This window comes from Pedobacter sp. W3I1 (genome assembly GCF_030816015.1).
GTDB lineage: Bacteria > Bacteroidota > Bacteroidia > Sphingobacteriales > Sphingobacteriaceae > Pedobacter.
The window spans coordinates 3,060,423-3,077,005 of the sequence record NZ_JAUSXN010000001.1 but is presented as its reverse complement, the minus strand read 5'-3'; the positions used below and the strand labels follow the sequence as shown (position 1 = coordinate 3,077,005).

At 37.0% G+C, this 16,583-nt stretch carries 16 protein-coding genes; 5 read left to right on the top strand and 11 right to left on the bottom strand.

Translation table 11 applies throughout. The features are described from left to right. Positions 1-13 precede the first annotated feature (13 nt). On the top strand, positions 14-967 hold the full coding sequence (locus QF042_RS12805) for an MlaD family protein (protein ID WP_307528918.1): 954 nt from the start codon (positions 14-16) through the stop codon (positions 965-967). A gap of 302 nt (positions 968-1,269) precedes the next feature. On the opposite strand, the gene QF042_RS12800 is transcribed toward QF042_RS12805, so the two are convergent. The 4 genes from QF042_RS12800 to QF042_RS12785 all read right to left on the bottom strand — a co-directional run bounded on the left by QF042_RS12800 (position 1,270) and on the right by QF042_RS12785 (position 4,668). Further along, positions 1,270-2,175, bottom strand: coding sequence for a ribonuclease Z (locus QF042_RS12800; RefSeq protein WP_307533283.1), 906 nt, complete (start codon positions 2,173-2,175; stop codon positions 1,270-1,272). 70 nt (positions 2,176-2,245) lie between these two features. Further along, positions 2,246-2,623 (bottom strand): STAS domain-containing protein, encoded by a 378-nt coding sequence (locus QF042_RS12795; RefSeq protein ID WP_307528916.1) that lies wholly within the window; start codon positions 2,621-2,623, stop codon positions 2,246-2,248. A 43-nt stretch (positions 2,624-2,666) separates the two neighbouring features. Continuing rightward, positions 2,667-3,611, bottom strand: a complete 945-nt coding sequence (locus QF042_RS12790; RefSeq protein WP_307528914.1) for a phosphoribosylaminoimidazolesuccinocarboxamide synthase — start codon at positions 3,609-3,611, stop codon at positions 2,667-2,669. Between the two features lie 97 nt (positions 3,612-3,708). Next, complete coding sequence (locus QF042_RS12785; RefSeq protein WP_057934214.1) at positions 3,709-4,668, bottom strand: PhoH family protein; 960 nt, start codon at positions 4,666-4,668, stop codon at positions 3,709-3,711. 103 nt (positions 4,669-4,771) lie between these two features. Between QF042_RS12785 and QF042_RS12780 the strand changes: the two genes are divergently transcribed. The 4 genes from QF042_RS12780 (at position 4,772) to QF042_RS12765 (ending at position 7,849) form a co-directional block, all read left to right on the top strand. Further along, positions 4,772-5,551, top strand: a complete 780-nt coding sequence (locus QF042_RS12780; RefSeq protein ID WP_307528911.1) for an S-adenosyl-l-methionine hydroxide adenosyltransferase family protein — start codon at positions 4,772-4,774, stop codon at positions 5,549-5,551. Positions 5,552-5,744: 193 nt separating this feature from the next. Continuing rightward, positions 5,745-6,898, top strand: a protein-coding gene (locus QF042_RS12775; protein WP_307528909.1) for an IS3 family transposase whose coding sequence is annotated in 2 segments (ribosomal slippage) — positions 5,745-5,979 and positions 5,979-6,898 — 1,155 coding nt in all. Because the reading frame shifts where the segments join, the coding sequence is not laid out codon by codon here. A gap of 229 nt (positions 6,899-7,127) precedes the next feature. Beyond that, a complete protein-coding gene (locus QF042_RS12770; RefSeq protein ID WP_307528907.1) occupies positions 7,128-7,652 on the top strand; it encodes a hypothetical protein in 525 nt (174 codons plus the stop codon). A 50-nt stretch (positions 7,653-7,702) separates the two neighbouring features. After that, a complete protein-coding gene (locus tag QF042_RS12765; protein ID WP_307528905.1) occupies positions 7,703-7,849 on the top strand; it encodes a hypothetical protein in 147 nt (48 codons plus the stop codon). A 65-nt stretch (positions 7,850-7,914) separates the two neighbouring features. On the opposite strand, the gene QF042_RS12760 is transcribed toward QF042_RS12765, so the two are convergent. The 7 genes from QF042_RS12760 to pnp form a co-directional block, all read right to left on the bottom strand. Continuing rightward, complete coding sequence (locus tag QF042_RS12760) at positions 7,915-8,865, bottom strand: D-2-hydroxyacid dehydrogenase (protein WP_307528903.1); 951 nt, start codon at positions 8,863-8,865, stop codon at positions 7,915-7,917. A gap of 62 nt (positions 8,866-8,927) precedes the next feature. After that, positions 8,928-10,001 carry a 3-phosphoserine/phosphohydroxythreonine transaminase gene (serC, locus tag QF042_RS12755; protein WP_307528901.1) on the bottom strand — a complete coding sequence of 358 codons (1,074 nt, stop codon included), beginning with the start codon at positions 9,999-10,001 and terminating at the stop codon, positions 8,928-8,930. An 838-nt stretch (positions 10,002-10,839) separates the two neighbouring features. Next, positions 10,840-12,030 carry a TonB-dependent receptor gene (locus QF042_RS12750; protein WP_307528899.1) on the bottom strand — a complete coding sequence of 397 codons (1,191 nt, stop codon included), beginning with the start codon at positions 12,028-12,030 and terminating at the stop codon, positions 10,840-10,842. Beyond that, entirely contained in the window at positions 11,990-12,493 is a 504-nt protein-coding gene (locus QF042_RS12745) for a hypothetical protein (RefSeq protein ID WP_307528897.1), read from the bottom strand. The genes QF042_RS12750 and QF042_RS12745 overlap by 41 nt, the downstream gene beginning before the upstream one ends. Continuing rightward, positions 12,474-13,262: a carboxypeptidase-like regulatory domain-containing protein gene (locus QF042_RS12740; RefSeq protein WP_307528895.1), complete on the bottom strand. Its 789-nt coding sequence runs from the start codon at positions 13,260-13,262 to the stop codon at positions 12,474-12,476. Before QF042_RS12740 ends, QF042_RS12745 begins: the two co-directional genes overlap by 20 nt. 83 nt (positions 13,263-13,345) lie before the next feature. Continuing rightward, positions 13,346-14,017 (bottom strand): ribulose-phosphate 3-epimerase, encoded by a 672-nt coding sequence (gene rpe / locus QF042_RS12735; RefSeq protein ID WP_307528893.1) that lies wholly within the window; start codon positions 14,015-14,017, stop codon positions 13,346-13,348. Between the two features lie 341 nt (positions 14,018-14,358). Beyond that, positions 14,359-16,494, bottom strand: a complete 2,136-nt coding sequence (gene pnp / locus QF042_RS12730; protein ID WP_307528891.1) for a polyribonucleotide nucleotidyltransferase — start codon at positions 16,492-16,494, stop codon at positions 14,359-14,361. Positions 16,495-16,583: the final 89 nt, after the last annotated feature.

Sequence of the window (16,583 nt, the reverse complement as noted above, 5' to 3'; positions counted from 1 at the left end):
AAATAAAACACTCATGAAGATTAAGAACGAAACCAAAGTAGGTATTTTAGCTGCATTTGCCATTGCTTTATTAATAATTGGATATAACTTTTTAAAAGGAAATTCAATTTTCTCAAGTGAAACTACATTATATGCAAAATATACCAGGGTTGATGGTTTAACCGTATCAAAACCTATCCTAATTAATGGCTATCAGATTGGCCGGGTGGCCAAGTTGGAGCTACAGGCTGACGGCAGTATTATTGCTACCTTAAGTGTGAACAGCAAATATGAAATTCCCGAAAACAGTATTGCCCGCCTAGAAGGTACTGATCTTTTGGGTAGCAAGGCCATTGTAATGTCGTTAGGTAACTCTAAAAAAATGGCAGAAGATGGTTACACCTTAAACGCTAATGTAGAGAAAGGGCTGATGGAGCAGGTACAACCCGTTCAAAAGAAAGCAGAGTTAATTATTAGTAAAATGGATTCTATTTTAAGTAGTGTGAATTCTATCTTGAATCCTAACTTTCAGAAAAACGTTGATAGGAGCTTTAACAGTATAGCCGGTACATTAGCCTCGTTAGAAACAACCTCTAAAAAAGTTGATGGTTTAGTAGGTTCGGAAAGTGCTCGTATTGAAGCAATCTTCAAAAATGTTGAAGGCATTACAGCTAACTTAAATAACAATAATCAAAAAATCAGTGATATTTTAACTAATATTAATACCGTTACTGACAAGTTTGCTGCTGCTAACTTTAAACAGACTTTAGATAATGCAAACAATGCCATTGCTGATTTACAAAGTGTAATTTCGGGAATTAAAGACGGAAAAGGCAGTTTAGGATTATTATTAAACGACGATAAAATGTATCAGAATTTAAATAATGCTTCCAAAAACCTTGATGAATTAATGATCGATTTAAAAGCTAATCCTAAGCGTTATGTACACTTCTCTGTATTTGGTGGTGGCAATAAAAAAGACAAGTAATTAATTTTTATAAATCTGAAAGCCTTGCAGTTTTGAATTGTAAGGCTTTTTTTTATTACAACAATTCTATATTAATGTTTTTTTGACACCCTCTCTTTTGTCATCCTGAATGCAATGAAGGATCTTTAAACGATGTAAAATGGATGGAATTAATTCTGCGGTAATCTGCGTTATTAGCGGGAAAAACTTCTGTTATAGGTTCCCGCAGATTTAAGAAGATAGACGCAGATTGTATTTAACTTTTGCTTTGCACCCAACTCTGTGAATCTTTGCATTCCTCTGCGGTAAAAATGATCAAAATATTAAAGATGGAAAGTTCTTCCTTCTACAGCCAATTCTGTATGCTCAAAAACAGATTGCGCTTCTTCTAAAAGCATTTGTAAGGTTTTATAACGTGAAGAAAAATGGCCGATGAGTAATTTCTTTACTCCATTAATTTTAGCTACCTCTCCGGCCTGCAAAGCAGTTGAGTGATGTGTTTCTTTAGCTCTATCCAATAAGTCGTGCATAAAGGTTGCTTCATGGTATAAGGTATCGCAATCTTTTATGGCAGCAAAGTAACTTTCATCAAATAAGGTATCAGAGCAATAGGCATAACACCGTGGTGCATCTGCCTCTCTGGTATAATCTTCACTACGTAAAATCTCGCCATTTGGCAGTTCTACATCAATCCCTTTTTTCAAGGCCGTATAATAAGCCAAAGGCACTTCATCAGCCTTCTCTTTTATCAGTTTGCGCTGGCGTTTCTTTTGCTGAAAGATAAAGCCTGTAGTAGGAATGCGGTGATTTAAAATAATGGTCTTAACTGTTAAATCACTATTCTCGAATATTTGTGTAGATTGATCGGCTTCGATAGGAAAAAACTCAATCGGATACCTCAATACTGTATCGGAATATTTGAACTGGATCTCTAAAATTTCTAATAAAGGTTTGGGGCCAAATATCTGCATGGGTTTTAACCTGCCATTTAAATGCAAACTGGATAGCAATCCGATTAAACCGAAGTAATGATCGCCGTGTAAGTGGCTGATAAAGATATAATCGATGCGGGCTGCTTTAAGGTTGTACTTGGTCAGTTGTTGTTGTGTACCTTCACCACAATCGATCAGGTAATATTTTTCATTACAATTTAAAAGCTGTGCCGAAGGATTCCTGTTAAATACAGGAGTTGCAGAACTGCTTCCTAAAATTGTAACTTCAAATTTCATCATGATAAGATATAAAAAGCCTCGTAGATTTTTAGAAACTACGAGGCCGGATTGTTATTTAAATATTTTGTTATTTAGCGCCTCTAAACTCTTTTTCCAACTCATCCATAAAGATAAAATCAGTAGCTTCGTCTATTGTATTAACAAACGTTACAGATTGAAATATGTTTGATAATTCGATAATCGATGCCAGCTCATCATTAATTCCGGTTACAATAAATAATCCGCCTGCCGATTTGCAAAGCCTGTCGCCAACCAATAAGCAGCTTAAATCCTGTGCATCACTACACTCCGTTACATGACTTAAATCAACAATTATATTTTGAAATCCCTCGGCACTAAGCAAATAAAACTCTGATTTCAAACCTGGAGCATTATCGTTTGTAAACTTATTTTCTTCTAACTTTAAGGTTACATATTTATCGTGTTTATCTACTGAAAATTTCATCTCTCTATTCTTTATTTTACTAATGTATAAATTTCTTTCGAATTTAAAGTGTTTCCAAAGCCTTTAAAACATTAGTTTCAATGCGGCTGGAAATTGCATCAGCATCAGCTTTTATAAAGGTCTCTCCTACTATTTTTTCGTAAAGTTCGATGTAACGTTCTGAAATTGAATTTACAATTTCAGGTGTCATTTCCGGAACAACCTGACCATCTTTACCTTGAAAACCGTTTTCAATTAACCATTTTCTTACAAACTCTTTTGAAAGTTGTTTTTGCGGCTCATCTGTATTTTGGCGGTCCTCGTATCCTTCCGCATAAAAATAACGTGAAGAATCTGGTGTATGGATTTCGTCGATTAAATAGATCACACCATCGGCAGCACCAAACTCGTATTTCGTATCTACTAAAATTAATCCGCTTTTTGCTGCAATTTCAGTTCCCCTTTGGTATAAAGCATGAGTATATTCTTCTAATTTCTCGTAATCGGTTATGGAAACGATTCCCTTTGATAAAATATCTTCTTTTGAGATGTCTTCATCATGCCCTACAGAAGCTTTTGTAGTTGGCGTAATGATGGGCTGAGGCAGTTTATCATTTTCTTTTAATCCATCAGGCAAAGAAACACCACAAACAGATCGCTTACCGCTGCTATACTCGCGCCATGCATGACCAGCTAAGTAACCTCTGATGACCATTTCTACTTTAAACGGCTCGCAGATACGGCCAATGGTGACCATTGGATCTGGCACGTCTAAAACCCAGTTAGGAACGATATCCTGAGTAGCAGCTAAAAATTTAGCAGCAATCTGGTTCAATACCTGCCCTTTAAACGGAATAGCTTCAGGCAATACTACATCAAAAGCAGAAATACGGTCTGATACCACCATTACCATAAACTGGTCCGCTATAGTGTATACATCGCGAACTTTACCTTTGTAAAAATTACTTTGATTTGGGAAATTAAAATGAGTTTCTTTTAGTGCTTTCATGAGGGGATAAAAATAGGAAAAAAGTCCGGAAGTCAGAAAGTCTTTAGTCCACACTCCATAGTCGATTTAGACTATAGACTACGGACTCAGAACTCATCTACTGAATATCGCCGTAAGCTTTCAGGATATCTTTCACCAATTTATGTCTTACCACATCTTCCCCGCTTAAGTAAATAATATCGATTCCTTTAATATCTTCTAAAATCCTTAAGCCATTAAATAATCCCGACATCTGTTTTTTAGGTAAATCGATCTGTGTAACATCGCCAGTAACGATAAATTTAGCAGTTGGCCCCATACGGGTTAAAAACATTTTTAACTGCATATCTGTGGCATTTTGAGCCTCATCTAAAATCACGAAACAATTATCTAAGGTACGTCCGCGCATAAACGCCAAAGGTGCAATTTCTATCGTACGGTTTTCGATATAGAATTTCAATTTCTCAGCAGGAATCATATCGTCCAATGCATCGTATAGCGGGCGTAAATATGGATCGATTTTTTCCTTTAAGTCGCCTGGTAAGAAACCAAGGTTCTCTCCTGCCTCAACCGCCGGTCGGGTTAAGATGATCCGTTTAATTTCTTTGTTCTTTAATGCCCTAACCGCTAGTGCTACGGCGGTATATGTTTTTCCGGTCCCGGCAGGGCCAATGGCAAATAGAATGTCGTTTTTAGCAATACTACTCACCATTTTGCGCTGATTTGCAGTTCTTGCCTTTACTAACAGACCGTTTGTACCAAAAACAATTACCTCGCCACCGCCTCCGGTAGGTTGTTCTACATCTTTTTTTACTACACCAGCTGCTTTTGCACCCAGTATAGATTCGACGTCGTTATTGGTAAGTGAGCTATATTTTTCGAGGTGTGCAATAAGCTGGTTAAACTTATCCTCGAAAGTCTTAAGTTCCTGTTCATCACCGAGAACCTTAACATCACTACCTCTCGCTACCAGTTTCAACTTCGCGAAAGCACCTTTAATCATTTCGTAATTCTCGTTATTCGGCCCCCAAAAGTGAGCAGGATTTACGGTATCCAGAGTTAATTTTAATTCGTTCAAACTGTAGTATTTTAAAAAGTTATCGGGGTATATTAATTAAAATTTGAATATTTGCAGACGCTTAGGCCTGTACACAAGAATAAGCAATAATAATGAATTTTTAATGGGGATAATTACTTTAACAACAGATTTAGGTTCAAAAGATTTTTACCAGAGTGCCCTTAAAGGTAGTCTGTTGAGTCTTATGCCTAATGTTAATTTAGTTGATATTACCCACGAGGTTCCATCATTTAATATTTCGTACGCAGCCTTCGTTCTAAAAAACGCTTACCCTTACTTTCCGAAGAATACGGTGCACTTAATCGGTATCGATTCTGTTTATAGCGAAAACACCAAATACATTGCTATTAAGCATCGCGATCACTTTTTTGTCGGGGCTGATAACGGTATTTTCTCCCTTCTTTTTGATGATATCCCTGAAGATGTGGTAGAACTGAACATTATGCAGGATTTAAAATATCTACACTTCCCTTTGGTTGATATTTTTGTTAAAGCAGCAACGCATCTGGCTAAAGGTGGCAAACTGAAAGACATTGGTTTACCTGTAGCAGAGATTGAGCAGAAGATGCTTTTACATCCTGTAATCGAACGGGATGTGATTCGCGGAAGCGTGGTATATATTGATACTTTTTGCAATGTAATTACCAATATAACCAAAGACCTTTTTACCAAAATCCAGAAGAATAGAGATTTTACACTGTATTTTAGAAAAAGTGAAACCATCACCCAACTGAGCTGGCATTATAACGAAGTGCAGGAAGGGGAAAAACTTTGCCTGTTCGGTATTAGTAACCACCTGGAAATTGCCATTAACAAAGGAAAAGCAAGTGGCTTATTGGGTTTGCATTTAGGTGATATTGTTCGGGTTGAATTTCATCCTTAATTGAGGCCAAAGCAGAAAGAATAAAGCTTAAAGCTGGATTTAACGAATAAGAGCAGTTTTCATGAGGCTGTATCAAAAATATAAAATTGTCATCCTGAGCCTGTCGAAGGACCTGTTTAAATGTCTGGAGTTGCTATCTTTGACTAGAGGTCTTGTTTGTCAGATTTAAACTTAAAACTTTAAATTTGAATATATGAGCAGACAAATGTTTGATGAACCCTTTAGAAAAATGGCCTTAGATTTAGCTATGGTTCGTGGATCGATCAAAGAGGTTGCAAAAGAATTAGGTATAAGCCCTAATCTACTAAGTAAATGGAGGGAACGGCAAGGAACAGCTAAACAAGATTTAGTAAACCTTACCGAAGACCAGAAACTGATCAATAAGCTTCAAAAGGAGCTTAAAGAGGCACAGCTAGAACGTGACATATTAAAAAAGGCGGTAGGCATCTTTTCCAAGGGAGACGGGAGATATTCGGATTTATAAAGGAACACCGGCAGATATTTCCTGTTGAAAAGATGTGTAGAACGTTCGCGGTAAGCTGTAGTGGCTTTTATTACTGGCTGAAACATCCATTGGGTAAGCGGTCCATTGATCAGGCTGAACTTTTGGTGCAGATCAAAAAGATTCACAAGGATAGTAAATACCGTTATGGCGCGCCCCGTATAACCTCAGAATTAAAGGCACAAGGAATCCTTGTTTCTAGACCAAGAGTAGCCAGATTGATGCGGAAAGCAAACATAAAAAGTATTACCCGCAATAAATATCGGGTGCAGACTACTGATCCTGACCATTTATATCTGCCTGCAGAAAATATTCTTAACAGAGATTTTTATGCGGCGGAGATTGGCCAAAAATGGGTCTCTGACCTTACTTATATCCGAACTGGTGAAGGCTGGCTTTATCTGACGACAGTAATGGACCTGGCAGATAGAAAAATTGTTGGCTGGGCGCTTAGCGAAACCATGGATGCCGGACAAACAACGATCGCAGCATGGAAAATGGCGATAAGAAACCGTCCGATTACCCAGGAATTAATTTTTCATTCAGACAGAGGATTGCAATACGCTTGTAATGAATTTAGAAAGCAATTGATGAAATTTTCAGTAAATCAAAGCATGAGCAGAAAAGGTAACTGCTGGGACAATGCAGTGGCGGAGAGTTTTTTTAAAACAATGAAAACAGAAATGGTATACCACGAAAATTTTCGCACCAGAAGCCAAGCCAGATTGGCGATATTTGAATATGTGGAGGTCTGGTATAACCGAAAAAGAAGGCATTCTACTCTTGCATACATGACTCCAAAAGAATTTGAAGAAATGCTAAGTAATAGAAAAAATGTTGCTTAAAAGAAAGCCAAGTAATGCTTCTCGAAATAATTGATCTGACAACGAAAAAACTCTAGTAAACTATTGCAATTCCAGTCTCTCCAAGCGTTTCGACAAGCTCAACGTGACAAACTCGAAAAAATTACAACTTATGATACAGCCTGATCTATGTTGAAAAGACTCTGAAATAAATTCAGAGTGACAAAATTTACAACCAAAACAACTTCAACCCTTTTCACGTTTATATCACATGAAGAAATACTTTTATCTGCTTACTATTGTATTATTGAACCTGCATGCATTTGCACAGCAAGATAGCACTGCTTATGCGGCACAGCGCGCTAAAGTAAATTCGTTGCTTGTAGAAAGAAGTAACAAATTTGGTCAGTATGATGAAAGTTTAAATCAGCGAACTGGAATATTTGGCTGGCAAACCAAACGTGATATTAAAAATTCCAATGAAATTCTTCGTCAGGTAGTTTTAACTGATAACAATATTTTCAAGGAGCTAAAGGTGTTAATGGAGTATAAAGATTTGCAGAATCAGCAGAAAGTAGCTGTTGCGGATAACTCTCAGCAGCGCATAGAACAATATATGCAAACAATTAAAAAATTGCAGGATCAAAATGCACAACTTAAAGAAGATTTAGATAAAAAGAATAAAGGAGGTTTATCAACCTATATTATTGCCTTTTTGATTTTAGTAATGGCAGGTGGATTTTACTTCTTCAACAAGAAACTGCAGCAATATGAAACCGCTAAAATCAACTCTTAAATTACAAATAGATTTTAACAGCTCTATAAATTTAAAGAAATAAACAGATTATGAAAAAAGCGCTGTTTAAAGTATTGGTTAAAATTAACCATGCAATTTTACCAAGTCTGTATAAAAAAGATCCGAATAAGCTTACCTCTTTTCAGAAGGGGGTATTGGGTTACCGCTATTGGGTGCTAACGAATGCGTTAGATTAATGGAATGTCATGTTGAGCCTGTCGAAACACGATTGTCCTTCGACAAGCTCAGGATGACAAATTTATTATTTCTTAAAATGCTCGATAATCAACGTTGCCAATTCCGTGCCGATACGTTCTTGTGCTTCGTTGGTTGATGCACCAATATGTGGTGTTAGGGAGATTTTAGGGTGTGTTAAAATTTCTGCCAATGGTGTTGGTTCGTTATCGAAAACATCTAAACCAGCGAAAGAAACTTTACCAGAATTTAGTGCTTCAATTAAAGCTGGCTCGTCAATTGTGCCACCACGAGAACAGTTTACAATACCTACTCCATTTTTCATCTTAGCAAATTCTTCTGCTCCTAAAATCGGTTTATCAGCAAATGGAGTGTGTAAACTAAAGAAATCACTTCCTGTAATTACTTCGTCTAATGAAACCGTTTTAATTGGAATACTTACTGATTTTCCACCCTGAAATTCTAATGTGATTTCTGATTCAGAAGGATATAAATCGTAAGCCAAAACATTCATACCTAAACCCAATGCCACTTTTGCTGTTGCGCGACCGATACGACCAAAACCGATAATACCAATGGTTTTACCACTTAACTCCGTTCCTTTAGCATAAGCTTTTTTAAGGTTATTGAATTGGGTTGAACCTTCTACAGGCATTTTACGGTTAGCATCCTGTAAAAATCTGATACCGGTAAATAAGTGAGAAAACACCAATTCGGCAACAGATAATGAAGATGCAGCTGGCGTGTTTACCACGTTAATCCCCTGGCTGCGTGCATATTCTACATCGATATTATCCATACCTACGCCACCTCTACCAATTAACTTGATATTGGGTACAGCATCAATTAATTCTTTTCTAACTTTTGTTGCACTACGAACAGTAATGGCATCGTAGTTTTTTAAAGCTTCTGCTAATTGATCCTGAGGTACGGTTTCAGTATCAACCTGGAAACCTGCTTTTTCTAATAATTCTTTTCCGATCGGATCAATCCCATCGTTTGCTAATATCTTAATCATTGTTATTTATGATTGCACAGATTAAAACGATTGCATCGATAATCTGCAGTTATAATTAATCCTTAATTTGCTTTTGCTTGTTGTTCTTCAAATAACTGCATGGCATCTACTAAAGCATGTACGCTTGTAATTGGCAATGCATTATACATCGAAGCACGGAAACCACCAACACTTCTATGTCCTTTAATACCAACAATACCTTGCTCCTCAGCATATTTCAAAAATGGTTTTTCCAATTCAGGATTTTCCATCACGAAACAAACATTCATTCTTGAACGGTCTTCAACTGCACAGGTCCCTTTAAACAACGGATTACGATCTATCTCTCTGTAAAGCGCTTCAGCTTTTTGTTTATTTTCCTTTTCAATCTCAGCAACGCCACCTTTCGATTTTAACCAACGAAGGTTTAATAAAGCTACATAAATGGAGAAAACCGGAGGTGTATTGTACATTGAATCATTATCGATATGTGATTGGTAGTTCAACATTGATGGAATTTTACGGTCAATTTTACCTAAAACTTCATTCTTAACAATAGCAATGGTTAAACCAGCAGGACCTACATTTTTTTGAGCTCCGGCATAAATTAAATCGAATTGAGAAACATCAATTACACGGCTCATAATATCAGAAGACATATCGCAAACAACCGGGACATTTGTTTTAGGTACTTCGAAAAGCTCAGTTCCGTAAATAGTATTGTTTGAAGTATAGTGGAAATAAGCACTATCAGCAGGGATTTCAAAATCCTTTGGAATAAAAGTATAGTTTGCATCTTTAGAAGAAGCAACCACATTTACATTGCCGATAAACTTAGCTTCTTTTAATGCCTTGGTTGCCCAAACACCAGTATCTAAATAACTCGCTGTTTGTCCATCGCCCAATAAGTTCATCGGAACCATAGCAAACTGTAAACTTGCACCACCTTGTAAAAATAAAACGGAATAACCCGACGGCACATTTAATAATTCCTTTACCAACTTATCAGCTTCAGCAACAACTGCCTCAAATTCGGTTGTTCTGTGCGAAATTTCTAAAATTGATAATCCATCGTTAAAATCTAAAACAGCCTGAGCTGCTTGTTTAAACACTTCTTGAGGTAAAATACAAGGGCCTGCGCCAAAATTATGCTTCATCTTATTATATAATGTTTTATGGCGTAAATGTAAAATTTTTAAAGGAGTTATGCCCATAAAATCGTAACATAAAAAATTAAATTTTGTTAAAAAAAAGTAGAAAATTGATTAATTTATTGCAGTTTTTGTAATTAAATCGTTTAACTGGAAACACTTGATTTATTTTGGTTTTACCTGGCTAAATAGAGCGATTGACATGCTTGATTGATAAAATCTGTGAGATCTTATTTAATGCGATTGATTCGCGTTAGGGATTGTAAGGGTTTAGTGCCAATCCTTCATTGGTACCGGAGCGAAGCGTAGCCCTGAAAAGCCTGGCCCTTTCTCGTATTTCACCTATCGTGTGGACACATGTTTTAAATCTAAATTTATTTTTGCCTCTTGGCTAAGGCAATCGCCATGCTGAATTTAGTTCAGCATCTTTTTTTGCTACTAACGAGCTCGATTCAAAGAACTGTCGTTTTAAGTACAAAAATGTTTATTATTTTCCGCTCTTTGCCGCGGGGCATGGTACTTTGGAGCGCCAAAGTACCCAAAGCGCTCTGTCAATCCAGCAATGGGCCTTTTACACAATCCTACACGCATCAAAAAAACAGCGGCACTTCGTTTTAGGTTTGGTAGTACTATCTGTTCTTTCCTGCAACTGTTTTTTTGATTTCTCGGGCCCTTGGGATTGACGGCGTTCTTCGGTTAAAACATTGTGTTATTTGAGGAAGCTAGCAAAACGCCTAAAAAATTAACCTCAAAAAGATGTGTCCACACGATAGGTATTTCACGGGATTGGGTAACGCCCAGATAAGTTGGCAACTGACAATTAGCGGTTTGCAGTTGACGAAACTTAGTTTTTCAACTTCACAATCAATTTCAGGTTAAACTGCCTACCTGTTAAATAATTAGGAATTGCATACTGTACATTATCTACATCTTTCAGCCATAAGTAAGAAACAGTATTATCGATATTCAGCATATTAAAAACCTCGAAAAAAAGAATAACTGAACTGAAATTTTTGTCCAGGAATTTAGGTTTGTGTAGTGCGGCGTCATCAAGAAAATCTTTGGAAAAACCGATATCTACACGCTTATACGATGGGATAAAAAACTTATCCAAATATCTTGGTGTTTGCGATGGTCCAATTGGTAAACGAGAACCATAAAGTGCATTAAGGTGTACTTTATATGTCGGGCTATTCAACAGCCTGTCCTGAAAAAATATGGAAAAATTCAGGCGTTGATCTGTTGGTCGTTTTAAATAACCCGGATAAATTGTCGTTCCATTTTGAACATAACTATCATCAATAATATCTTCATTGGCATGCATTACCGACATTCTGAAATAAGAAACCAGATCTTTAACAAACTCGCCGCCAATACTAAAATCTGCACCATAAGCGTAACCACGCGACACTTCATTCGCCAGGTATTTAATTCTCAGATTATCGATTTTATAAGGAATTAATCGATCTGAATATTTAAAGTAAGCTTCAGAAGTAAACTTCAATCTTGTTCCAAAGGCATCAAACGCATATTCATAACCCAATGAAGTGTTATAAGAACTTTGTGCCTTCTGATTGATATTGAGCACGCCCGAAAAATCACGAATGGTTCTGTAGGAAGGCGGTTGTTTATAAACACCGGCAGAAAACCTTAAAATTTTATTGTTCGAATTGGGGCGGTAAGCAATTAGCATCCTCGGACTGATGAGCAATTGTTTGCTTAACGAACTGTATGTAGCGCGAGCCCCTAATTGCAGTTCTGCCGAATTTGAAAGCGAATAACTATCCTGAATATAGGTACTGTAGTTTTTGATGTCGATATTATTTTGCATGTTAATCACATTTTGCAAAATAATGTTTTTCGAATTGTCCGGTAAAATAAAACCCGCAGAATCAGTGTAATTGTACTCGTTCAATTGGTCGTTATATTTCGAATTATCGAATTTTAAACCCCAGGAAAAAACATGATTGTTAAAATTCTGATCTACTTTTATTTCAGAAGCAAAGATTTGGGTATTTAAAACTATTTCTTCCATAATTATAATAACTGCCAATACCCCTGTTTTTATTGATCACGCCAAAATTTTCACCTGAAAAAGTATTGTCCACTTCATCAAAAATATAACTGCCGTTGATATCGAAACGTTCTCTTTCAATCGTACTAAAATAACTGTTTATAAACTTGATTACCAGGTTTGGTTTAGGTGAATAGGTAGCGGTAACGGCACTGCCTGCAGTTTGGTAATCATCAATCTCTTGTCCGGTATAATCAACATTTAACCTTAATGTTGTGCTCAAAGTCCCAAACTGAGTTTCCCTGTTGGTAGGCACCAATTTAAACTGACCGAGGTTAAAGCTCCCTAAAAAACTGATATTTAATTTTGATGAAAAATCATATTGATATAAGAACTGAGCATCGGCAAAATTTGGACTGTAACTCCCCTTTTCATCCTGTTTAATCAATACGCTCGAATTGTTTTTATAGCGTAAACCAGCCAAAAGAAAGCTGTTTTTGAATATCTTTTTTAGTAGTTAACGAGGTATTTAAAAGACTGGTACTAAAAATAGTTTGATTACTATCGGGCTTATCATACCTGATATCTAAAATCGATGAAAGTTTATCACCGTATTTCGCTTCAAAGCCACCTGCAGAGAATTTTGCTTTACTCACCAGATCTGAATTGATAAAACTTAACCCTTCCTGCTGTCCGTTGCGGATCAACACTGGCCGGTTAATTTCTACATCGTTTATGTAAATCAGATTTTCATCAAAGTTGCCTCCCCGAACGCTATATTGGGCACTTAATTCGTTATTTGTAGATACACCAGGCAGCGTTTTGAGCATGGTTTCAAAATTGCCGGAAACCAATGGCATTGATGAAACATCTGCAATATTAATGGTAGTGGTATTACTTAGCTGATTCTGTTTATTGGTAATGTTAACCTGCTCTAATTCATTAATATTGGGTATTAAATTTACCTGTTTGGTAATCCGCGACCCTGAGCGCTCATTAAACTTTATCGTTTGAGGTTGATAACCCAGAAGCGAATATTTAATGCTAAATGTTTTAGATTTTGAATAAATGGTATATACACCAAATTCATCTGTAACTGTTGATTGCGCCTGTCCGAGAACGATAACGGTAACCTGAGACAATGGCAACTTTTCATCGCTATAAACTATCCCCGAAACTCTAACTAAAGGCTGAGCTATAGCAAAACCGCAACCAGCAATTAAAAGGAAAAGGATCAGCCGAAATTTGAGCATTTTTAGTATCAAGGCAAAAGTATCAGGTATTAAGACTGTATCCGCCTCATCCTAAAAACAATTTAGCAATAAAACATTAACTATTAAATATTTATAACGCTAACTGTCAGGCTTTTCATTTTGGAAATGGTTTCTGATGGATTATCCGTGGCAAAAATTGCATTTCCAGCCACAAAAGCATTGGCACCTGCTGATGCTAATGTAGCAATATTTTGCAAACCAACGCCTCCATCAACCTCAATAATTAAGTTTTCGTTTACCCCTTGAATTAAGGCCTTTAAATCCTTTATTTTCTTGTAGGTATTGTGAATGAAAGCTTGCCCGCCGAAACCAGGATTAACCGACATGATGAGTACCAGGTCAAGATCTTCAATTACATCCTGCAATAAGGTTACTGGCGTATGAGGGTTCAAAGCCACACCAGCCTTGCAGCCAGATGCTTTAATTAACTGAATAGTTCTATGCAGGTGTGTGCACGCTTCGTAATGTACGGTGATTCGATCCGCTCCTGCTTTCGCAAATTCACCGATAAATTTATCAGGCTCCACAATCATTAAGTGTACATCCAACGGTTTAGTAGCATGCTTTTTTACTGCAGCCATTACCGGGAAACCGAAGGAAATATTGGGCACAAAAACACCATCCATCACATCAACGTGGAACCAATCGGCCTCACTGTGGTTAATCATTTCAATATCGCGCTGTAAGTTGCCGAAATCAGCAGAAAGTATAGATGGGGCAATGATGTATTTCATATTTAAGCTTTAATTCTTTAATTCGGTAAATAAATTGTTATTATAATTTGTATCAGCAAAATCTAAAAACGATCGTCACCCTGTTCCGAAATTTCGGGATCAGGATCTTAATAGCAGGTAAGGTGCTAATCCCGATATAAAATCTGGACAGCATGACGCTACGATGCAAGTTACAAAAGAACTCTGAAGTTTTTAAGTTAAGAAATAAAGATGCTGAAATAAATTCAGCATGACGAAGCGCATTAAGTCGATTTAAAACAAAAAAGCCCTTTCAGTTTTACACCGAAAGGGCTAATCATTAATATCTTCCGACTTACCGACTTTGCGGATATCGGACTTTTTTACGCTTGTGGCGCAGCTGGTTTTTCTGGTCTTGGCAATAAAACTTTGCGAGAAAGTTTCATTTTACCTTGTTTATCGATGTCTAATAATTTAACCTCGATTTTATCACCTTCTTTTAATACACCGTCCATGGTTTCTAAACGTTCCCATGAAATTTCAGAGATGTGTAATAAACCATCTTTACCTGGCATAACCTCAACAAATGCACCGAATGGCATAATTGATTTTACTTTACCTTGGTAAACTTCGCCAATTTCTGGTTTAGCAACGATGTTACGGATACGGGTAACCGCCGCATCAATAGCTGCTTTGTTATCTGCAAATACTTCTACAATACCTTTGCCATCAACTTCTTCGATAGAAATTGAAGCACCAGTTTCGCGTTGCATTTCCTGGATAATTTTACCTCCAGGGCCGATAATTGCACCGATAAATTCTTTATCAATTGTTAAAGAAACAATACGCGGAGCATGTGGTTTGTAATCTTCGTTAGGTGAGCTGATGGTTTTCTTCATCTCGTTTAAGATGTGTAAACGACCTTCTTTAGCCTGTAGCAAAGCTTTAGTTAAAACTTCGTAAGATAAACCGTTTATTTTTAAGTCCATCTGACAAGCAACAATACCGTTTTCGGTACCAGTTACTTTAAAGTCCATATCACCTAAATGATCTTCATCACCTAAAATATCAGAAAGGATTGCATATTTACCAGTTTTCTCATCGGTAATTAAACCCATTGCAATACCCGATACCGGCGATTTGATTTTAATACCTGCATCCATTAATGCTAATGTACCAGCACAAACAGTTGCCATTGATGATGAACCGTTAGATTCTAAAATATCAGAAACAATACGGATCGTATAAGGATTTGCTTCACCTTGAGGCAATACTTTTTTCAATGAACGTTGTGCTAAAGCACCGTGACCAATTTCTCTACGGCCAGCGCCTCTGTTTGGTCTAACCTCACCAGTTGAGAAACCAGGGAAATTATAGTGCAATAAGAATTTATTGTAACCATTAAAGAAAGCACCATCAATCATTTGCTCATCATCTTTGCTACCTAAAGTAACTGAAGTTAATGATTGTGTTTCGCCACGTGTAAATACAGCCGAACCGTGTGCAGCAGGTAAATAACCAACTTCACTCCAGATTGGGCGGATTTCTGTAGTCTTACGACCATCTAAACGGATACCTTCATCTAACAATAGATTTCTAATGGCATCGTACTGAACATCATGATAATAATGTTTAACCATTGCTTTAGTTAAATCTGCTGTATCTTCTGGCATTGCTTCGAAGAATTCATTAATAATGGCAGTGAAACCTTCTTTGCGAACATCTTTATTGCCCCCTGCTTTTGCTACAGCGTAAACTTTATCGTAAGTATCAGCATAAACTTTAGCTTTTAAATCAGCATCATGGTCTTCATGACTGTATTCACGTTTAACGGTTTTACCAGTAGCCTCCGTTAATTCAACCTGAACGGCGCATTGAACTTTAATTGCATCGTGTGCAAATTTTAAAGCCTCAACCATTTCGTCTTCCTGAATTTCATCACACTCACCTTCAACCATGCCTATATCGTTAGCTGAACCAGCAACCATAAACTCTAAAGTTGCACGCTCTAAATCGCTGGCCAATGGATTGATTACCAATTTACCATCAATTTTAGCAACGCGTACTTCAGAAATTGGACCGTTAAAAGGGATATCAGAAACTGATAATGCAGCAGATGCTGCTAAACCTGCCAAACAATCTGGCATTATATCTTTATCAGCAGAGATTAGAGAAATCATCACCTGTGTATCAGAGTGATAATCACTTGGGAACATTGGGCGTAAAGCTCTATCCACTAAACGAGAGATTAACACCTCGTAATCAGATAATCTTGCCTCACGACGTAAAAAGCCTCCTGGAATACGGCCTGTAGCCGCATATTTTTCCTGATAATCAACCGATAAAGGTAAAAAATCAGTACCTGGTTTAGCACCAACAGTTGATACTACCGTTGCTAACAACATCGTATCGCCCATTTTTACCACAACCGAACCATCAGCTTGTTTAGCCAATTTACCAGTTTCAATTTCTACAATTCTGCCATCGCCCAAATCGAACGATTTTTTTATTACATTCATTTAAATAGAATTATGGTGTGTTTTCCTCTTTCTACACACCGTTGTTTATATATGTATTGTTTTTGCAAACGCAAGATAGGATTAAAAAA